Raw genomic sequence first — 20,449 nt, forward strand, 5'->3', positions numbered from 1 at the left:
TTGCGGCCCGTCTCTCTGTTGAACGTATAACTAAGTAAAGATCCCTGTTGTATCAGGCCTCCAGCTTCAATTTTACCCCCCCTTCCCCTATTCTATGCGCTACCTTTGGGCACAGGATAATCATAATGAAACGCACAAAATCTATTCGCTATGCCGCTTTTCGTAAAAGCTGGCAGGCACGCCACTTGACGCCCGTTGCTATCGCCGTTTCAGCCGTATTTATGCTCGCTGGCTGCGAACAGAACGATGAAACGGTTTCGATGTACCAGAATGCGGATGACTGTTCGAAAGCCAATCCGGGCCAGAGTGCGCAGTGTACTACCGCATTCAATGAGGCTAAAAAAGAGGCTGAACGTACTGCGCCAAAATATGCCACGCGTGAAGATTGTGTCGCTGAATTTGGTGAAAATCAGTGTCAGCAGACACCGGCTCAGGCGGGCGTTGGCACCACCAATGCTGAATCGCAGCAGAGTGGCGGCAGCTTCTGGATGCCACTAATGGCCGGTTACATGATGGGCCGCATGATGGGCGGTGGTTCGGGCTTTGCGCAGCAACCGCTATTCTCACCGAAAAATGCCCGCAGCCCGGCAAACGGCCAGTTTGTTGATGCCTCCGGCCGTAACTATGGTGCTGCCACTTCCGGCAAAACCATGACCGTGCCTAAAACGGCGCTGGCACCGAAACCGGCAACGACCTCCACCATTACCCGTGGTGGCTTTGGTGAAACCGTCGCGAAACAGAATAGCATGCAGCGTAGCAGCGCCAGCGGCACATCCAGCCGATCAATGGGAGGCTAACGCCCCAATGGAACGCATTGCCATTTCAGAACGCCCAGGCTGGCGTGAAAAAGCCACCGAGTTTGGCTTTCGTTTTCATACCATGCATGGCGAACCCTACTGGTGTGAAGATGCTTATTACCAGTTCACGCTGGCGCAAATCGAGCATCTGGAAGATGTCACTGCAGAACTGCATCAGATGTGCCTGCAGGTCGTGGATAAGGTCGTAAACAGCGAAGCGCTGCTGACCAAATTCCGCATCCCAAAACACACCTGGGACTTCGTGCGCGATTCATGGCATCAGCGTCAGCCCTCGCTTTACTCACGCCTTGATCTTGCCTGGGATGGCAAAGGCGATGTGAAGCTGCTGGAGAACAATGCCGATACGCCGACCTCCCTGTATGAAGCGGCGTTTTTCCAGTGGCTGTGGCTGGAAGATCAGCTCAACGCAGGTCAGCTCCCGGCAGGCAGTGACCAGTTTAATAGCCTGCAGGAAAAGCTGATTGAACGTTTTGCCGCATTACATCAGCAGCACGGCTTTAACTGGCTGCACTTCGCCTGCTGCCGCGACACCGACGAAGATCGTGGCACCGTGCAATATCTTCAGGACTGCGCTACTGAAGCGGGGCTGCCGAGTGAATTTCTCTATATAGATGAAATTGGCCTGGGCGAAAAAGGGGAATTTACTGATGCTCAGGATCAGGTGATCAGTAACCTGTTCAAGCTCTATCCGTGGGAGTTTATGCTGCGTGAGATGTTCTCAACCAAGCTGGGTGATGCTGGCGTACGCTGGCTTGAACCGGCATGGAAAAGCATCGTCTCGAACAAAGCCCTGCTGCCGTTGCTGTGGGAAATGTTCCCGAATCACCCTAACCTGCTGCCCGCCTGGTTCGCTGAAGATGACGTTCCGCACATGGACAAATATGTGGTGAAGCCGCTATTTTCACGTGAAGGTGCCAATATCCGGATCGTAGAAAATGGTCAGGAGATTGCCCGCGTTGATGGGCCATACGGTGAAGAGGGAATGATCGTTCAGCAGTTCCATCCTCTGCCTAAATTTGGCGACAGCTATACGCTGATCGGCAGCTGGCTGATTGACGATCAACCGGCGGGTATTGGCCTGCGTGAAGATCGCGATTTGATCACTCAGGATCTCTCCCGTTTCTACCCGCACGCATTTATCGGCTAACGCGCCGCGAGAATACAGGTCAGCTTCTGGCCTGTATTCTCTTAGCTTTGCCCTAACCTACCTGAACCGACAACATGCTGATTGCACCCATCTCCATGCCATCAATCGGAATGCTGATGGTTTCATCCGGCTGACGTGCGCCCAGCACATACAGCAGCGGCAGATAGTGTTCGGGTGTTGGATTAGACAGCGCCGCACCCGGATGGTCCATAAAGTTGACCAGCGGATGAGAAGCCGCATCGCTCTGCACCGCCAGGTTATCGCGGACAAACTGCTCAAAACTGCTGGCCCACGGATAGACTTCGCTATTGCCGTCCCAGCGCACTTTACGCAGGTTATGCACCACGTTGCCGCTGGCAACAATCATCACACCCTGATCGCGCAGCGCAGCCAGTTTCTGGCCCATCTCAAAGTGCCACGCCGCTGGTTTAGTGCCATCAATGCTTAGCTGCACGACCGGAATGTCGGCATCGGGATACATCCTGATGAGGACGCCCCATGATCCATGATCCAGTCCCCATTCCTGATCAAGCTTTACGTCGACAGGCGCTAAAAGCTCTGCCAGTTGCTGGGCCAGTTCAGGCGATCCCGGCGCCGGATAGCGTGTGTCAAACAGCGCCTGCGGGAAGCCACCAAAATCATGAATCGTCTTAGGATGAGCCATTGCTGTCACGGCGGTGCCGCGCGTATACCAGTGCGCTGAAACCGCAATAATCGCACGTGGACGTGGCAGAGTGTCACCCGCATGACGCCATGCGGCGGTATAGCGGTTCTCTTCAAGGGCATTCATTGGGCTGCCATGACCCAAAAACAGCGCTGGCATACGTAACTGGCTCATTCGTGATCCCCGGGATCGTCTGTTTGATAGCCACTACGATACGCGCATTCGCCGCTTTATCACGCTGATAAGCATGATGGAGATCATCAGGAAATTTGAATGAAATTTAACGTAGCAGGAATTTCAGATATTTATCGGATAAAAGAGAAGGAATGCGAAGAATTAAACCGGGCCATCCTGAGGACGGCACAAAGGAAACAGGCCCGAAAGGGGCCCGTTAAATGCAGCAGAACGATTAGCTGGCGTGGCGCGTTTCGTGCGTGCGACGCCATGCAATCAGGTCTTCGATAGTCACTACTGGCATGTTGTGCTGGCGAGCGAAAGTAATCGCTTCGGGTGCATGAGCCATGCTGCCGTCATCGTTGGTCAGTTCGCACAAGACACCGGCAGGCTTGAAGCCGGCCAGCGTCACTAAATCGATGGTCGCTTCCGTATGTCCGCCACGTGTTAATACACCGCCTTCGCTGGCGCGCAACGGGAAGACATGGCCCGGGCGATGCAGGTCAGAAGGTTTGGCATTGTCGGCGATAGCTGTACGGATAGTGGTGATACGATCCTGAGCGGAGACACCCGTGGTGACGCCTTCTGCGGCTTCAATGGTCACAGTGAATCCGGTGCCAAAGGAGCTGGTGTTGTTCTCCACCATCATAGGCAGATCGAGCTGCTGGCGACGCGCTTCGGTCAGGCAGAGGCAGACGATGCCGCTACCGTGACGAATGGTCAGCGCCATCTGTTCAACCGTCATGGTTTCTGCGGCGAAGATCATGTCGCCTTCGTTTTCACGATTTTCATCGTCGAGTACCATCACACCGCGTCCCTCACGCAGGGCGGCGATAGCACGTTCTACACGCTGTTCAGGCGTGCCAAATTCAGAAAGTAGCGTCTGATTCATGGTAATAAAAACCTTAAAATGTATGGGTTACCAGAATCAGGGCGTGCTTAGGAGTGACGTCAAAAAGACGTGGCAATAACGTGAAGCAGACACAATTGTCCGACAGAAGTCGTTACCCTCTCCCATCCGGACTGTAACCGTCGGCCCCGGAATTACACCGGATCTGCTGACCTTTATCTCTCTTTTCATCAAGATAAAGCGCTCGCGGGCTTTCAGCCGAAGCTGATTTACCGCCGGTGGGGAATTGCGCCCCGCCCTGAGAATAAGCCTTTAAACTATAACGCCGATCGTTTGAAGCGGCAATCATCAATAGCGCAATTGCTTTTGCATTTCCTGCGTTACCGATTTGAGGTTTATCCTTTTCATTTCTGGCATTACACTTAACACTTATTACGTTGGTAAACACGCTGACACAGCTCCCGTAACCAGGAAATCATCATGATCGACACGAAAAAAATTGAACAACTTGCCCGTCAGGTTCACGAAGCGATGCCTAAAGGTGTTCGTGAGTTTGGTGATGATGTCGAGAAGAAAATTCGTCAGGTTCTTCAGGCGCAGCTGACCCGTATGGATCTGGTCAACCGTGAAGAGTTTGATGTGCAGACGCAGGTATTGCTGCGTACGCGTGAGAAACTGGCGGCGCTGGAACAACGTCTGGCCCAGCTGGAAAGTCAGGGTTCGTCAGCCGGTACGCCACCGACCGCAACGGCACCTGTCACCACTTCTGCAGCAGTCACCCCTTCTGCCTCCGTAGCGAGTTCGCCAGCGGCGTCACCGGCACCGGCTGCCGACGTGGCGAAGCCTGCTGCGGATAATAAGCCAGAATAAGCGGTTTAGCGGGAGCCCGGCTCCCGCTTACTGCTCTGCTTCAGCTACCGCGAATGGTTTTAATAATGTTGGTGGTAGAGATACCGTCTTCGAAGTTCAGCACCTGCACGTCGCCGCCATTTGCCCAGACCTCTTTACTGCCCGCGATATCTTCCGGCTTGTAATCGCCACCTTTGACCAGCAGGTCCGGCAGAATGCCTGCAATCAGACGCTGCGGCGTATCCTCTTCAAATACCACCACCCAGTCGACCGCTTCCAGTGCGCCCAGCACGATCATCCGGTTTTCCTGTGGATTCACCGGGCGGCTTTCGCCTTTCAGACGTTTAGTTGACGCATCACTGTTCACCGCAACAATCAGTCGATCGCCGAGCTTGCGGGCATTTGCCAGATAGGAGACATGGCCGGCATGCAAAATGTCGAATACGCCGTTGGTCATCACCACTTTTTCGCCACGACGGCGGGCCATCTCAACGGCGGCTTTTAACTGCGCTTCCGTCATGATGCCAAAACCCTGTTCAGGGCGGGCGTGAATCGCATTTTCCAGCTCGACGGTGCTGACAGTCGACGTACCCAGTTTACCCACCACCACACCCGCCGCGGCATTGGCCAGGAAACAGGCTTCTTCCAGCGAGTCACCCGCAGCCAGAGCCGCAGCCAGCACGCCGATCACCGTGTCGCCGGCACCGGTCACGTCATAAACTTCCTGTGCCTGAGTCGGCAGATGCAGCGGTGCTTTGCCCGGCTGCAGCAGCGTCATGCCATTTTCTGAACGGGTCACCAGCAGCGCAGCGAGATCAAAATCTGCAATTAACTGCGCGCCACGCGCGACGATCTCTTCTTCGTTTTTGCATTTGCCGACCACGGCTTCAAATTCAGAGAGGTTCGGCGTCAGCAGCGTCGCGCCCCGGTAACGCGCAAAATCAGTGCCTTTCGGATCGATTAATACCGGCACGCCCGCTTCGCGCGCCAGCGTAATCATGGTCTGCACGCTGGAGAGCGCGCCTTTGGCGTAGTCGGACAGCACCAGCGCACCTGCTGCGGCCAGTGACTCACGCATTTTCTGATGAATCGGCGCCGGATCAACCTGATCAAATCCCTCTTCAAAATCGAGACGGATCAGCTGCTGATTGCGGGAAAGCACGCGCAGTTTGGTAATCGTCGGATGGCTTTTGATCGCCACAAAGTCACAATGAACGTTGACGTCTTTCAGCGTGTTACTCAACACGCGCGCCGCATCATCTTCACCGGTCAGGCCAATCAGGCGCGACGCGGCACCGAGTGCTGCAATGTTCATCGCTACGTTTGCCGCGCCGCCAGGGCGCTCTTCAACCGTGTCCACTTTCACCACCGGCACCGGCGCTTCAGGGGAGATACGGCTGGTTGGGCCATACCAGTAACGATCCAACATTACATCGCCAACAACCAGCACTGAGGCTTGGCCGAACGCGGGCAGAGTCACTTTCATTCCAGACACTCCAGACTGCATTAAAAATAGTGCGCGGATGATAGCACAGTTGCGATTTGTGCTATCAGCATCACGCCAGGATAGACGCAGGGGTTACCAGCCAGCGCTGCCAGCTGTTCATCACCGTCTGCCGTTCCGCTGCATACGCCTCAGGTTCAACATGACCCGGCAACTCCTGCAGGGCGCGATGGTGCAGTGCGTCGCGTAGCGTCACATAGGACTGCGTCAGCGCCTGCGCTTCATTTGCGGGCATTTTATGGTACTTCGCCATCAGCTCAAAAATGCGCACATTGTCAGACCAGCGCGTCAGTTCAGGCTGCTCAGCGGCGTAGCGTAAGACAAGATATTGGGCGATGAATTCAATATCGGTGATGCCACCCGCGTCGGCTTTGATATCCCAGCGCCCTTTATGTTTGTTACTGAGATGAGTACGCATCTTTTCACGCATCTCGCGTACTTCGGTTTGCAGCGCATCCGCGGCGCGTGGCAGTGAGAGAATCGCCTGACGGATTACGTTAAAACGTTCACCCAGTGTCGCCTCGCCAAATACTACGCGCGCCCGGACCAGCGCCTGATGCTCCCAGGTCCAGGCCTCACTGCGCTGATACTCCTCAAAGGCCTCAAAGGTACTGACCAGCATGCCCGCCGCACCCGAAGGACGCAGCCGCGCATCGACTTCATAAAGAATGCCGGACGAAGTGCGGGTACTGAAGAGATGCATGATGCGCTGGGCCAGGCGCAGATAGAACTGACGGCCATCAATGCTGCGCTCCCCTTCTGTTACCGCGTCAGCCGGACAGTCATGCAGGAAGACGAGATCCAGGTCGGAACTGTAACCCAGCTCCCAGCCACCCAGCTTGCCGTAGCCCAGCACCGCAAAGCCGCGCTCATGTTCATTACTCAGATGCGAAGGACGCCCGTAGCGCTGTACCATCATATTCCACGCCTGGCGGACCACCGACTCGATAATCGCCTCTGCCAGCCAGGTGAGATGGTCACTGACTTTCATCACGGGCAGCGTGCCCGCGATATCAGCCGCAGCAATGCGCAGATGCTGCGCCTGCTTAAACTGCCGCACAGCTTCCAGCTGCTGCTCCTCATCCTCAGTGGGGATGCGCAGCAGGTACTGACGCAGCTCATCGCGATAGGCGTCGGTGGCCGTCGGCTGATAGAGCGTGGCGGGATCGAGTAATTCATCCAGCAACAAGGGGTGACGCGCCAGCTGGCTGGCCACCATCGGTGAGGCGGCGCACAGGCGAATCAGGTGACGCAGCGCACCGTGATATTCGGTCAGCAGCTCCAGATAGGTACTGCGGGTCAGCACGCCGATCAGCAGCGGTGTCAGGCGACTCAGCGTGACAGCCGCATCGTCACGCGGGCAGACTTCGCTCAGCAGTCGCGGCATCAATTGATCCAGCGCCTGACGACCACGCGGACCGATAGTGCGTCGATTGATATCCTGACGAAACGCCTCCAGTGTCTGATGCAGCGTTAATCGCTGCTCGTCGCTGAGCTGCGGGACCAGCGGCGCAAGCTCGCTATCCTCCAGCTGGTCCTGCCACAGCACCTGAAACTCCGCCAGCTCACGCTGATCGCCAATGTCTGGAGTATCTTCACCAATCAGCTCGTCAAAGATGGCGCGTACCGCCGCCATCTGACCGTCGAGCCGCGTCATCAGAGCATCCCAGTCGACACAATCCATCGCCCATGCCAGACGGGCACGATGCAGTTCATCCTCTGGCAACGTTTGGGTCTGCTCGTCGCCCAGGCTTTGCAGCAGATTCTCCAGCCGCCGCAGGAAGAGATAAGCGTCGCGAAGTGCATCGACCTGCTCAGCAGGAAGAAGGGCCAGATTTTTGATCGCCTCCAGCGTCGGCAACAGCGATCGCAGCTGAAGCGAGCGCTCTCGTCCGCCACGAATCAGCTGGAACACCTGCACGATAAACTCAGTTTCACGGATGCCGCCCGCACCCAGTTTGATATTGTTTTTCAGACCACGTCGACGAACTTCGCGGCTGATCATCCCTTTCATGTTACGCAGGGACTGGATCACGCTGAAGTCGATGTAGCGCCGGTAAACAAAGGGCCGCAGCATCTGCTGGAGCTCCAGACTCCAGCGATCGTGGTCATCCCCCATCAGCCGCGCTTTGACCATGGCATAACGCTCCCAGTCGCGCCCCTGCTCCTGGTAATAATCTTCCAGCGCGGCAAAACTCATCACCAGCGGGCCGCTGTCGCCAAACGGACGGAGCCGCATATCCACCCGATAGACAAAGCCATCCATGGTGGGTTGATCCAGCACTTTGATCAGCCGCTGTCCCATGCGGGTAAAGAACTGGGCGTTGTCGAGCTCACGCCGTCCGCCGCGTGTGGTGCCGTTTTCCGGCCAGGCAAAAATCAAGTCGATATCAGAGGAGAAGTTGAGTTCGCCGCCACCCAGCTTACCCATGCCCAGAATCAGTAGCGGCTGCGCGTCGCCGTCCGCATTACAGGGCGTACCAAAATCGCGACAGCAATCCTGATAGACCCAGTCACGCGCACGGCTGATCAGCACTTCAGCTAAGACGCTGAGCTGCTGCAGGCTTTGTTCGGTCGTCGCGTGTTGCAGAGCCTGCATCCAGGCGACACGTACCAGCATACGGCGTCGAAACAGCCGCAGTTCGCGCATCAGGCTCGCTTCGCTGTCGACTGCATTCAGCGCCTGATTCAGCCATGCAGAATAGTGTTGCCACTCATCAGGCTGCGGCGGCTGGTCGAGCATCGTCTGCCACCAGTCGGGATGTTGTTGCAGGTTTTCCAGCACAAAATCGCTGAAAGCCAGTCCGGCAGCCTGCTCCGGACTGAGCGAATCCAGCGGAATCTCCAGCTGTCGGGCGGCCGCTTCGGCCTGGTCGCGTAGCAACGCGGGCAGTGCTGACAACATAACTCCCTCCTTGATGGCGTGACGGAATGTCCCTTAGCGGGCAGCGCCGCTGGTGAGCCAGAACGGCTGCTGTTTCAGGGCCTGCGACGTCAGCCAGGCTAATCCGGACGTCTGTTTTTCGTGAATCGCTGACTGCAGTTGCTGCCAGGGATCAAGCCAGGCCATCACCGTTTCCACAGGATAAGAACCCGCCAGCAGGTGCACCGTCAGCAGCTGACGCGCCAGGCGGGTGGCTTTGTCCTGATACTCATTAGGCTGTTTTACCGTAATGAAGGTTTCTCTCAGATCGGCATTAACACGGCTCAGCATGATATCGCTGAAGCGTTTAAACGATCCCTGAAGCTTGGCTTCTCCTTTAGCGTCGATCCACTGACGCCATTGCGATTCCGCCAGCCAGTGGGTCAGCGCAAGTTGCGTCTCAACAGAGAGGGAAGATAAGCAGAACGTGGTGGCTTCCTGCTCTTCATTCACCAGCGTCTCTTCCAGCGTGGTCAGTTGCTGACGCAGAGCGCTACTGGCTTTACGCGGCACCAGCGCACCAAACAGACTGAACGCCTGACGCAGCAGATCCAGCGCTTCGCGCACTGCGTCCTGCGCCGCCGCGTTACCACGCAGCCAGACTTCTTCATGATATTGCCAGTGACGAAGCCCCGCCGACATTGAGGCGACCATACCCTGCTCCACAGTCGCTTTCGCACCGGCTTTCAGCAGCGGGAACGCCTCAACCTGACGCGGTGGATTACCCTGGGCCAGCTGATAGCCTCGGGCGGCTTTGCTCAGGCTGCCCATACGCAGACCGCCCAGCGCCACCAGCTGCTGCGCAAAGGCCAGCAGATCCTGGCGTTCACCCCGTTTCAGCTCTAATTCGATCTCGCACAACGGTTCGCTGAGCTCACCCGCCGTGACTTCGCCCTGATCAAATGCCACTTCAATTTCACTGTTGCCTGCGGTGATCAGCCAGACTTCACGCTGGAAATGGGTAGTGAACAGCGGCTGTAAGCGCGGCTGCAGCGCAGTGACATCGGTGCCCTGCGGCCAGATCTCTGCGGGCAGGCGCGCAATGTCGAGCACTGGCTCACTGAGTTCTACATTGTATTCCGGACGCTGATGCAGTCCGCCAAGCGTCTGCCCCGCGGCTTTCAGCGTCATTTCATAGCGCTGGTCAACGCCACGGATACGCAATCCCATGTCCCAGCGTCGCAGCTGGTTGTCGTTGGTTTCGAAGTAGATGTTGGTCAGCTCGCGAGCAGCCTGATGCTGATGCGGCAGAGTGGAGAGCAGTTCAGCCAGTTTCCCGGCTGCCTGTGGAGTTGCAATGAACTTTAATTCGATTTCGATGGTCATAATTTTTTATTCACTACGCCGCTGGCACTTAAGAGGGTTTTTCCTGCATATTTCAGGCGATTATCAGCAGGTTACTCATGCTGTCGCCTGGAGGGCAAGGGGTTATCAGGCGAAGATTAATGCACAGAAGCCGCGCTGTCTCTGCTTTCTTTGCTCTTTCGCAGACCTTTTCGCACTCTCATGAGACCAGGATAGTTCTCATTCAGATTTATGCGAGGCCTCTCCAGACTGTGCCGGTAAATTTTAAGTCAGATTAAGCCAAACGAAATCGAATGAAAAAAATTACACTCGCTGGACTCACTTTGCTGGCCCTTAGCAGCCTTGCACCTGCCCATGCCGACGAAAAACGTTATGTGTCTGATGAGCTTTCGACCTGGGTTCGTAGCGGGCCGGGCGATCAGTTCCGCCTGCTCGGTAAGCTGAATGCCGGGGAAGAAGTTCAGCTGTTACAGACCAACAACGATACTCATTATGGCCAGATCCGCGATTCCGAAGGCCGCACCACCTGGATTCCTCTGTCGCAGCTCAGCGCAAATCCGAGCCTGCGCACCCGGGTGCCGCAGCTTGAGCAGCAGGTGAAGGATCTGACGGCCAAGCTGGATAATATCGACAACAGCTGGAACCAGCGCACCGCTGAGATGCAGAACAAAGTCGCCAGCAGCGACGGCGTGATTAATGGGCTGAAAGGCGAAAATCAGAAGCTCAAAAATGAGCTGATTGTCGCGCAGAAGAAAGTCAGCGCCGCCAACGTTCAGCTGGATGACAAACAGCGCACCATCATTATGCAGTGGTTTATGTATGGTGGCGGCGTGCTGGGTGTCGGCCTGCTGCTGGGACTGCTACTGCCGCATATGTTGCCGCGCCGTAAGAAAAGCGATCGCTGGATGAACTGACCCCATTCTGTCGGGTTTTCGCGGGGGATCGCAGGATCCCCCTTTTGGCATGTCTGCAATCCGGGGAATCTGTGCAACAATAAAATGAGATGCACTGCTGATTTCAGGCGCGGGACGTGCCCGGCATGCAGATCATTTCTTTTTCTCTGGAGTTTTGCGTGAAGACGTTTCTTGTTGGCGGTGCGGTGCGTGATGCGCTGCTGAATCTGCCGGTTACAGACAAAGATTGGGTTGTCACTGGTTCCACACCCGAAGCCATGCTTGAGCAGGGTTATCAACAGGTCGGTCGTGATTTTCCCGTTTTCCTGCATCCCGTCAGTCGCGAAGAGTATGCACTGGCACGGACCGAGCGGAAAAACGGGAAAGGCTACACTGGATTTGTCACCTGGTCCGCGCCCGACGTGACGCTGGAGCAGGATTTACAGCGCCGCGATCTCACCATCAATGCTATCGCGCAGGATGAAAACGGCGAACTGGTCGATCCCTATAATGGCCAGCGTGACATTGCCCTGCGCCTGCTGCGTCATGTCTCTGAAGCCTTCAGTGAAGATCCGCTGCGGGTATTGCGCGTCGCGCGTTTTGCTGCGCGTTTTGCTCATCTCAACTTTCGTATTGCCCCCGAAACCCAGCAACTGATGCAGCAGATGGCCGAAAGCGGCGAGCTGTCGAATCTCACTGCCGAACGCGTGTGGAAAGAGACGGAAAAGGCGCTGAGTGCCCGTAATCCTCAGGTCTATTTTCAGGTTCTGCGTGACTGCGGTGCGTTGCAGGTGCTGTTTCCTGAGCTGGATAATCTGTTTGGTATTCCTGCGCCGATTAAATGGCACCCGGAAATCGACACCGGTGTTCATACCCTGATGACACTGGCGATGGCTGCAGCCCTCTCCAGCGAGATCGATGTGCGCTTCGCTACATTGTTCCATGACGTCGGCAAGGCGCTGACGCCGCCTGAACTGTGGCCGAGCCATCACGGTCATGGACTGGCAGGCGTTCCACTGGTTGAGGCGCTGTGTCAGCGACTGCGGGTACCCAACGCGATTCGCGATCTGGCGTTAATCGTGACCGAATTCCACGACATTGTGCACACCATCGAACGGCAATCCCCGGCATCACTGGTGGCACTGTTTGATCGGATCGATGCCTGGCGTAAGCCGCAGCGCATTGAACAGATGGCGCTGACCAGCGAAGCGGATGCACGTGGGCGGGCTGGACTGGAGAGCATGCCTTATCCGCAGGGCGACTATCTGCGTCGTGCTTTTGCGCTGGCGCAGGCGGTGCCGACCAAAGCGGTCGTCGAAGCAGGGTTTAAAGGTGCAGAGGTGCGGGAAGAGATGACGCGGCGACGAATTGACGCCGTCGCGCAGGGTCTGGCGATCAGGCAGCCTGACTAGCAGGCTGCCCAGGGTTTACATGAAGACCATGTAAACCGCTGCCGCCACGATAAAGCGATAAATCGCGAACGAGACGAAAGAGATACGCTTAATCAGCTCAAGGAAGGCTTTGATCGCAATCAGCGCCACGATAAACGCCGTGACAAAGCCGACGGCGAACATCGGGAAATCCGCCATTGTCAGGAAACCGATGCTCTTGTACATGTCCAGCACGGTCGCACCCATCATCATTGGCACTGCCAGGATGAAGGAGAACTCTGACGCGGCATAACGGCTCACGCCCATCAGCATGCCACCCGAGATGGTTGCACCAGAACGTGAGAAGCCCGGCCACAGTGCTAAGCACTGGAAACAGCCAATCATAAACGCCTGACGATAGGTAATATCATCAACGCCGACGGCTTTCGGCTGTTTTGGCTTGAGGTACTCAGCAGCCAGCAGCAGAACGCCCCCCACCACCAGCGCGTACATCACGTTGATCGGGTTAAACAGCGTTTTAATCTGATCGTGCAGGACCAGACCCACAACCACCGCCGGCACCATACCCAGCAGGATGTGGATCAACGACAGACGGCCGGTGCCAACACCTTCATGTTTAACTTCGCCAAAATGGATGCCGATCAGGCCAAACAGACGGCGCCAGAACATCACTACCACAGCCAGAATTGATCCTAACTGAATCACAACTTCAAAGGTCTCGGCTTTTTCACCTTCAAAGCCCAGCAGGTGACCCACTATAATCATGTGCCCTGTGGAAGAGACCGGTAAAAATTCGGTCAGCCCTTCCACAACGCCCAGGATTGCAGCTACCCAAAGCTGATGAATATCTGCCATCAAATGTTCCCTCTATCCGTTTCAAACCATTAAAAAGGCGGTAGCGCACTGCTATCGCCTGAAATTATGCCGCTATAAGCCTGAATTAAACCTTAAGGTCTACACCGTTTCGCCTGCTGTAACGAAACGGCACACGCTATGACAGACAGTAATTTGGTTTGGTTTCATTGTGATGGCAATCACATCGTATTTATTTAGGAATAGTCCCGCGCTCAATTCGCACGCCAACCTGCGCCGCCTGGGCTACAGCCCCCGGTTTGCTTACCTTTATACGTACGCCAGGCGAACTGAAACGGTTCATCAACAGATCCGCGATTTCTTCAGCAACCCGCTCAACCAGGGCAAAACGCCCCCCGTTCAGATGCGTCAGGATCGCCGATGAGACATCCGCATAGCTCAGGCAATCTTTCAAATCGTCGCTGCTGGCCGCCAGACGGTTATCCCAGGCCATTTCGACATCGAGCACCAGCTTCTGCTGTATGCCCTGTTCCCAGTCGTAAACGCCAATGGTGGTGAACACCGTGAGTTGTTCTATAAATACGATATCCATGATGAGGGTCTCTGTTTTTGGCTAAGCCGGATACCACTTCCGGCGGATTATGCGTATTATCCACGGTTGATGAGATCAAAACGACCCTAAAGGGAACGGTACGGTGTTATGAGTGCTTTCGCGCTTGGTATGATTATTTTCGCGTATCTTTGCGGCTCGATTTCCAGTGCGATTCTGGTTTGCAAACTCGCTGGCCTGCCCGATCCGCGCACACACGGTTCCGGGAATCCCGGTGCGACCAACGTACTGCGTCTGGGCGGCAAAGCCGCCGCAGCAACCGTATTAGTGTTTGATGTGCTGAAAGGGATGGTGCCGGTCTGGCTGGCCTATCTGATGCACGTCACGCCGCTTTATCTCGGCCTGACCGCCATTGCGGCCTGTCTGGGTCATATCTACCCGGTGTTCTTTCACTTTCGCGGCGGCAAAGGCGTGGCAACCGCATTCGGCGCGATAGCGCCAATTGGCTGGGACTTAACCGGGCTGGTTACCGGGACCTGGCTGTTAACGGTCTTACTCAGCGGCTATTCCTCGCTGGGTGCCATCGTCAGCGCCCTGATCGCGCCCTTTTATGTCTGGTGGTTCAAACCGCAGTTCACGTTCCCGGTCTCCATGCTCTCGTGTCTCATCCTGCTGCGTCATCACGACAATATTCAGCGGCTGTGGCGGGGTCAGGAAGGCAAGATCTGGAAGCGCAAAAAGAAATCTCAACCATAAAAAAAGCCGGCAAGCCGGCTTTTTTCACATCAGATGGCGGGCAGTTCCGCCAGCGGCCAGCGCGGTCGCACGCTGACGCTCAACTCGCCTCGGGTGCCGCCTTTTAACCGCACCATGCCCGCATACGCGATCATCGCACCGTTATCGGTACAGAACTCAGGACGGGCGTAGAACACCTCTCCGCCGCGCTTTTGCATCATGATCGCCATCTGCTCGCGCAGTGTGCGGTTAGCGCTGACACCGCCCGCAATCACCAGACGCTTAAAGCCTGTCTCATCCAGTGCACGCTTGCATTTGATCGACAGCGTATCGACGACTGCATCTTCAAACGCACGGGCGATATCAGCACGGGTCTGATCATCGTCAGGATTGGCGCGAATGGTATTCGCAGCAAAGGTTTTGAGGCCGGAGAAGCTGAAATCCAGGCCCGGACGGTCAGTCATCGGACGCGGGAAGGTAAAGCGTCCCGCTGTGCCCTGCTGCGCCATCTTCGACAGCATTGGCCCACCCGGATAATCCAGACCGAGCAGCTTCGCCGTCTTATCAAAGGCCTCACCCGCGGCATCATCGATCGATTCACCAAGCAGCACATATTCACCGACGCCAGTAACGCTAATCAGCTGAGTATGTCCGCCCGAGACCAGAAGGGCGACAAACGGAAATTCCGGTGGATTCTCTTCCAGCATCGGCGCCAGCAGATGGCCCTCCATATGATGGACCGGCACCGCAGGCACTTTCCACGCAAATGCCAGGGCGCGACCAATGGTGGCACCGACCAGCAGCGCACCAACCAGTCCGGGACCCGCTGTGTAGGCTACGGCATCAATCTGCTGCGGCGCCAGACCGGCCTCTTTCAGTGCGGCCTGAATCAGCGGCACGGTTTTACGCACGTGATCACGTGAGGCCAGTTCCGGCACCACACCGCCATAATCGGCGTGCAGTTTTACCTGACTGTAGAGCTGGTTAGCCAGTAATCCGGCCTCGTCATCATAAATAGCGATGCCAGTTTCATCGCACGACGTTTCAATACCCAGAATTCGCATTGCATCACCTCATTCTTGCGGCGCGCAGTTTATCACAGCAATTGGATGTGCAGCGCGGACATCCGGCGTAAAAAGTCATTTTCTGTCGGCTAAAGAGTGCGCTATACTCCCGCCCCTGGAAAAACCGGCAGCCGCACAGGCAAACGCTCCTGTTGGTTTCAAATTATCCTTGGTGCTTTACAAACCAACGCGAGTTGGAGTAAAATGCTGCACCATTTTGAAATGTGCTGGCGCCGCAGTCAGCAGCAAAAACCGAATTTTATCGAGGTGAGAGTTACATGCCGGTAATTAAAGTACGTGAAAACGAGCCATTTGACGTAGCACTGCGTCGCTTCAAGCGTTCATGCGAGAAAGCAGGCGTTCTGGCTGAAGTTCGTCGTCGTGAGTTCTATGAAAAACCGACTACCGAACGTAAGCGCGCTAAAGCGTCAGCAGTTAAGCGTCACGCCAAGAAACTGGCTCGCGAAAACGCACGCCGCACTCGTCTGTACTAAGTCGTTCCGGAGGTTCGCCTCCACCGCGTGATTCACGCAGACAGAGTCAAGTAAAAGGCCGTGCTTTCCGAAAGGAAGCGCGGCTTGTTGCCGTTTATGAGCTGAAAATCTGGGGCGTATGGCTGGACGAATTCCACGCGTATTTATCAACGATTTACTTGCCCGCACGGATATCGTGGATCTTATCGATGCCCGCGTTAAGCTGAAAAAGCAGGGTAAGAATTTTCATGCGTGCTGTCCTTTCCATAATGAAAAAACGCCCTCTTTCACCGTAAACGGCGAAAAACAGTTCTATCACTGTTTCGGCTGTGGTGCACACGGCAATGCTATCGACTTTTTAATGAACTTTGATCGTCTGGAGTTCGTTGAAAGTATTGAAGAGCTGGCCACTTCCCACGGTTTAGACGTGCCTTACGAAGCAGGCAGCGGGCCCAGCCAGATGGAACGCCATCAGCGCCAGAGCCTGTATCAGCTGATGGAGAACCTGAACGGTTTTTATCAGCAGGGCCTGCAGCAATCCAGTGCGCAGCCAGCACGCGACTATCTTGATCGTCGTGGTCTGAGCGCCGACATCATCAATCATTTCGCTATAGGTTATGCGCCAGCCGGCTGGGACAACGTTCTCAAACGTTTTGGCAAGCAATCGGAAGACCGCGAGTCATTGATGGAAGCGGGCATGCTGGTCAGCAATGACAAAGGCCGTACCTATGACCGGTTTCGCGACCGCGTCATGTTTCCGATCCGCGATAAGCGTGGACGCGTCATTGGTTTTGGCGGACGCGTGCTGGGTAACGATACGCCGAAGTATCTCAACTCACCGGAAACACCCATTTTTCATAAAGGCCGTCAGCTCTATGGCCTGTATGAAGCCGTTAAGAACCATCCTGAACCCGCCCGCCTGTTAGTGGTCGAGGGATACATGGACGTGGTTGCGCTGGCGCAGTACGGCATCGATTATGCCGTTGCGTCATTAGGCACCTCAACCACTGCTGAACATATTCAGTTGCTGTTTCGCAGTACCGACACCGTGATCTGCTGTTACGACGGCGACAGAGCGGGTCGTGAAGCGGCCTGGCGTGCGCTCGAGACCGCATTGCCTTACATGAATGATGGTCGTCAGCTACGCTTTATGTTTTTACCCGATGGTGAAGATCCGGATACGCTGGTACGTAAAGAGGGTAAAGCCGCCTTCGAAGCGAGGATGGAGCAGGCGATGCCGCTCTCTTCGTTTTTATTTGATAGCCTGCTGCCGCAGGTGGATCTGAGCTCACGCGATGGAAAAGCGCGCCTGAGCACATTGGCTTTACCGCTGATAACGCAGATTCCCGGTGAGACCTTACGTATTTATATGCGTCAGGAGCTGGGGAATAAACTGGGTATTCTTGACGATAATCAGCTTGAAAAGCTGATGCCGAAGCAGGCCGCAAGCGGAACCGCACCGGTTGCGCCTCCGTTGAAGCGTACCACCATGCGTGTACTGATTGCGTTACTGATTCAGAACCCACAACTGGCCACGATGGTGCCTTCTCTGGATGGGCTGTCTGAGTCAAAAATGCCGGGTTTACCGCTATTTATTGAATTAGTGGGCCGTTGTAATGAGAATCCTGGATTGACCACCGGTCAGCTACTAGAGTTATATCGCGGAACAAATTTTAGTCAGACGCTTGAAACACTGGCGATCTGGAACCACATGATAGTAGATGAAGAAGCCGAAGCGGTGTTTCAGGACTCGCTGGCCAGCATCTATGATGCAGCTCTTGAAGAGCGCCTGGAGTTTTTGATTGCGCGCGAGCGCACTCAGGGACTCAGCGCCGATGAGCGCCGTGAATTCTGGACACTCAGTCAGGCGTTTGCCAGAAAATAACCGTTTTCAGCATGCTGCCCGCTTGAACGATCAAAGGGCAGCCGCACGAATTTTAGGGGTCGGCGAGTAAGCCAGGCCCTGAGCACAAATTTTAAAGGCCGTAGGCGTCGATGCCAGTCTGGTTACCGCCAGCGCACAGCTCCCGGAGCGTACTGATGTACGTGAGGAGAGCGAGCACTGCCGGGAAGCAGAATGGCGAGTAAGCCAGGCCCTTAGCACAAATTTTAAAGGCCGCAGGCGTCGACGCCAGTCTGGTTACCGCCAGCGCACAGCTCCCGGAGCGTACTGAAGTACGTGAGGAGAGCGAGCACTGCCGGGAAGCAGAATGGCAAGTAAGCCAGGCCCTTAGCACAGAGTTAACAAGCGGCTTAAGTGCCGATTACTGATGGGCAAAGCCCACGCCGCGACGAAGGCAGCGGCAAGAACTAAACGCCTTCACTGCTTATTGTTGGCGCGCTGCCGACCGACACCAATCTAATTTAACAGAAGTGTGGATACCGTCTTATGGAGCAAAACCCGCAGTCACAGCTCAAGCTTCTTGTCACCCGTGGTAAGGAGCAAGGCTATCTGACCTATGCTGAGGTCAATGACCATCTGCCGGAAGATATCGTCGACTCAGATCAGATCGAAGACATCATCCAGATGATTAACGACATGGGTATTCAGGTGGTTGAAGAAGCCCCGGATGCTGACGATCTGATGCTGAACGAAAACAGCTCCGATACTGATGAAGATGCCGCAGAAGCTGCCGCTCAGGTGTTATCCAGCGTTGAATCTGAAATCGGGCGCACTACCGACCCGGTTCGCATGTATATGCGTGAAATGGGTACCGTTGAACTGCTGACGCGCGAAGGCGAAATCGACATCGCTAAGCGTATTGAAGACGGTATCAACCAGGTTCAGTGTTCAGTCGCCGAATACCCTGAAGCCATTACTTATCTTCTGGATCAGTATGACAAAGTTGAAGCAGGCGAATCACGCCTCTCCGACCTGATCACCGGTTTCGTCGATCCTAACGCAGAAGAAGATATTGCCCCAACGGCAACGCACGTGGGCTCTGAACTCTCTGAAGCCGATCGTAACGACGATGAAGAAGAAGATGAAGAGGATGACGACAGCTCCGACGACGATAACTCAATCGACCCGGAACTGGCGCGCGAGAAGTTTTCTGATCTGCGTAAGCAGTATGAAGCGACCCGCAGCGTGATTAAGAGCAAAGGTCGCAGTCATGCTGCTGCCGTTGCCGAAATCCAGAACCTCTCTGACGTCTTCAAACAGTTCCGCCTGGTACCGAAGCAGTTCGACTACCTGGTAGGCAGCATGCGCACCATGATGGAACGTGTCCGTACTCAGGAACGCCTGATCATGAAGCTCTGTATTGAGCTGTGCAAAATGCCGAAGAAGAACTTCATCACGCTGTTTACCGGCAACGAAACCAACGAAAGCTGGTTCAAAGCCGCTCTGGCGATGAACAAGCCGTGGTCTGAAAAGCTGTTGGAAGTGCAGGATGACGTGATGCGTTCCCTGCAGAAACTGGCACAGGTTGAAGAAGAGACCGGCCTGACCATTGAACAGGTTAAAGACATTAACCGTCGCATGTCGATCGGTGAAGCCAAAGCGCGTCGCGCTAAGAAAGAGATGGTGGAAGCTAACCTGCGTCTGGTTATTTCGATTGCGAAGAAATATACCAACCGTGGTCTGCAGTTCCTCGACCTGATTCAGGAAGGTAATATCGGCCTGATGAAAGCGGTAGATAAGTTTGAATATCGCCGTGGTTACAAGTTCTCGACTTATGCGACCTGGTGGATCCGTCAGGCTATCACCCGCTCTATCGCCGACCAGGCGCGTACCATCCGTATTCCGGTGCATATGATTGAGACAATCAACAAGCTCAACCGTATTTCGCGCCAGATGCTGCAGGAGATGGGCCGCGAACCAACGCCGGAAGAGCTGGCTGAGCGTATGCTGATGCCAGAAGATAAAATCCGCAAAGTGCTGAAAATCGCTAAAGAGCCGATCTCTATGGAGACGCCGATTGGTGATGATGAAGATTCACATCTGGGCGATTTTATCGAAGACACCACGCTGGAGCTGCCGCTGGATTCTGCTACGTCAGAGAGTCTGCGTTCTGCCACCCATGACGTGCTGGCTGGCCTGACCGCGCGCGAAGCGAAAGTACTGCGCATGCGTTTCGGTATTGATATGAACACGGACCATACGCTGGAAGAAGTGGGCAAACAGTTCGACGTGACGCGTGAGCGTATTCGTCAGATTGAAGCGAAAGCCCTGCGTAAACTGCGCCATCCGAGCCGTTCGGAAGTGCTGCGTAGCTTCCTCGACGATTAAGTCCGACAAAACCCCGGTTCGCCGGGGTTTTTTATGCCTGCCTGTTCGCGCCACTCCCCTGCCCT

At 55.3% G+C, this 20,449-nt stretch carries 17 protein-coding genes and 1 riboswitch; of the genes, 9 read left to right on the forward strand and 8 right to left on the reverse strand.

The features are described 5' to 3' along the window. Positions 1 to 125: 125 nt before the first annotated feature. The gene (locus AC6I77_RS16330; RefSeq protein ID WP_003848451.1) at positions 126 to 797 is read left to right on the forward strand and encodes a DUF1190 family protein; all 672 of its coding nucleotides are present in this window, start codon (positions 126 to 128) and stop codon (positions 795 to 797) included. 7 nt (positions 798 to 804) lie between these two features. After that, positions 805 to 1,965 (forward strand): glutathionylspermidine synthase family protein, encoded by a 1,161-nt coding sequence (locus AC6I77_RS16335; RefSeq protein ID WP_003848450.1) that lies wholly within the window; start codon positions 805 to 807, stop codon positions 1,963 to 1,965. A gap of 52 nt (positions 1,966 to 2,017) precedes the next feature. Here AC6I77_RS16335 and ygiD read toward each other — a convergent pair whose 3' ends face one another. Together ygiD and ribB are read right to left on the reverse strand one after the other, a co-directional pair. Continuing rightward, complete coding sequence (gene ygiD / locus AC6I77_RS16340) at positions 2,018 to 2,803, reverse strand: 4,5-DOPA-extradiol-dioxygenase (protein ID WP_003848449.1); 786 nt, start codon at positions 2,801 to 2,803, stop codon at positions 2,018 to 2,020. A gap of 235 nt (positions 2,804 to 3,038) precedes the next feature. After that, on the reverse strand, positions 3,039 to 3,695 hold the full coding sequence (gene ribB, locus AC6I77_RS16345) for a 3,4-dihydroxy-2-butanone-4-phosphate synthase (protein ID WP_003848447.1): 657 nt from the start codon (positions 3,693 to 3,695) through the stop codon (positions 3,039 to 3,041). A gap of 110 nt (positions 3,696 to 3,805) precedes the next feature. Continuing rightward, a riboswitch (FMN riboswitch) is annotated at positions 3,806 to 3,963 on the reverse strand. A gap of 170 nt (positions 3,964 to 4,133) precedes the next feature. Between ribB and ubiK the strand changes: the two genes are divergently transcribed. Then, on the forward strand, positions 4,134 to 4,523 hold the full coding sequence (gene ubiK, locus AC6I77_RS16350) for a ubiquinone biosynthesis accessory factor UbiK (protein ID WP_003848446.1): 390 nt from the start codon (positions 4,134 to 4,136) through the stop codon (positions 4,521 to 4,523). Between the two features lie 40 nt (positions 4,524 to 4,563). On the opposite strand, the gene hldE is transcribed toward ubiK, so the two are convergent. From hldE to AC6I77_RS16365, 3 genes are all read right to left on the reverse strand, one after another. Next, positions 4,564 to 5,988, reverse strand: a complete 1,425-nt coding sequence (gene hldE, locus AC6I77_RS16355) for a bifunctional D-glycero-beta-D-manno-heptose-7-phosphate kinase/D-glycero-beta-D-manno-heptose 1-phosphate adenylyltransferase HldE (protein WP_003848444.1) — start codon at positions 5,986 to 5,988, stop codon at positions 4,564 to 4,566. Positions 5,989 to 6,058: 70 nt separating this feature from the next. Then, a complete protein-coding gene (glnE, locus tag AC6I77_RS16360; RefSeq protein WP_497817149.1) occupies positions 6,059 to 8,911 on the reverse strand; it encodes a bifunctional [glutamate--ammonia ligase]-adenylyl-L-tyrosine phosphorylase/[glutamate--ammonia-ligase] adenylyltransferase in 2,853 nt (950 codons plus the stop codon). A 33-nt stretch (positions 8,912 to 8,944) separates the two neighbouring features. Beyond that, positions 8,945 to 10,255 carry a CYTH domain-containing protein gene (locus AC6I77_RS16365; protein ID WP_497817150.1) on the reverse strand — a complete coding sequence of 437 codons (1,311 nt, stop codon included), beginning with the start codon at positions 10,253 to 10,255 and terminating at the stop codon, positions 8,945 to 8,947. A gap of 272 nt (positions 10,256 to 10,527) precedes the next feature. Between AC6I77_RS16365 and AC6I77_RS16370 the strand changes: the two genes are divergently transcribed. After that, positions 10,528 to 11,148 (forward strand): TIGR04211 family SH3 domain-containing protein, encoded by a 621-nt coding sequence (locus AC6I77_RS16370; RefSeq protein WP_003848440.1) that lies wholly within the window; start codon positions 10,528 to 10,530, stop codon positions 11,146 to 11,148. Between the two features lie 158 nt (positions 11,149 to 11,306). Beyond that, on the forward strand, positions 11,307 to 12,539 hold the full coding sequence (locus AC6I77_RS16375; RefSeq protein WP_033743156.1) for a multifunctional CCA addition/repair protein: 1,233 nt from the start codon (positions 11,307 to 11,309) through the stop codon (positions 12,537 to 12,539). A 15-nt stretch (positions 12,540 to 12,554) separates the two neighbouring features. Here the strand turns inward: AC6I77_RS16375 and bacA are convergent, their stop codons facing one another. Together bacA and folB are read right to left on the reverse strand one after the other, a co-directional pair. Next, positions 12,555 to 13,373 carry an undecaprenyl-diphosphate phosphatase gene (gene bacA, locus AC6I77_RS16380; protein WP_003848438.1) on the reverse strand — a complete coding sequence of 273 codons (819 nt, stop codon included), beginning with the start codon at positions 13,371 to 13,373 and terminating at the stop codon, positions 12,555 to 12,557. 190 nt (positions 13,374 to 13,563) lie between these two features. Beyond that, positions 13,564 to 13,923 (reverse strand): bifunctional dihydroneopterin aldolase/7,8-dihydroneopterin epimerase, encoded by a 360-nt coding sequence (folB, locus tag AC6I77_RS16385; protein ID WP_497817151.1) that lies wholly within the window; start codon positions 13,921 to 13,923, stop codon positions 13,564 to 13,566. A 108-nt stretch (positions 13,924 to 14,031) separates the two neighbouring features. On the opposite strand from folB, the gene plsY reads away from it, so the two are divergent. Beyond that, complete coding sequence (gene plsY, locus AC6I77_RS16390; protein WP_003848436.1) at positions 14,032 to 14,637, forward strand: glycerol-3-phosphate 1-O-acyltransferase PlsY; 606 nt, start codon at positions 14,032 to 14,034, stop codon at positions 14,635 to 14,637. A 29-nt stretch (positions 14,638 to 14,666) separates the two neighbouring features. On the opposite strand, the gene tsaD is transcribed toward plsY, so the two are convergent. Beyond that, positions 14,667 to 15,680 carry a tRNA (adenosine(37)-N6)-threonylcarbamoyltransferase complex transferase subunit TsaD gene (gene tsaD / locus AC6I77_RS16395; protein ID WP_003848434.1) on the reverse strand — a complete coding sequence of 338 codons (1,014 nt, stop codon included), beginning with the start codon at positions 15,678 to 15,680 and terminating at the stop codon, positions 14,667 to 14,669. A 278-nt stretch (positions 15,681 to 15,958) separates the two neighbouring features. On the opposite strand from tsaD, the gene rpsU reads away from it, so the two are divergent. The 3 genes from rpsU (at position 15,959) to rpoD (ending at position 20,384) form a co-directional block, all read left to right on the forward strand. Then, entirely contained in the window at positions 15,959 to 16,174 is a 216-nt protein-coding gene (gene rpsU, locus AC6I77_RS16400) for a 30S ribosomal protein S21 (protein WP_001144069.1), read from the forward strand. Positions 16,175 to 16,292: 118 nt separating this feature from the next. Then, positions 16,293 to 18,038, forward strand: a complete 1,746-nt coding sequence (dnaG, locus tag AC6I77_RS16405) for a DNA primase (RefSeq protein WP_003848432.1) — start codon at positions 16,293 to 16,295, stop codon at positions 18,036 to 18,038. A 504-nt stretch (positions 18,039 to 18,542) separates the two neighbouring features. Beyond that, positions 18,543 to 20,384 carry an RNA polymerase sigma factor RpoD gene (rpoD, locus tag AC6I77_RS16410; protein ID WP_003848431.1) on the forward strand — a complete coding sequence of 614 codons (1,842 nt, stop codon included), beginning with the start codon at positions 18,543 to 18,545 and terminating at the stop codon, positions 20,382 to 20,384. The last annotated feature ends 65 nt before the right edge of the window (positions 20,385 to 20,449 follow it).

This window comes from Pantoea sp. X-Soil-ISGK-259, assembly GCF_059730705.1.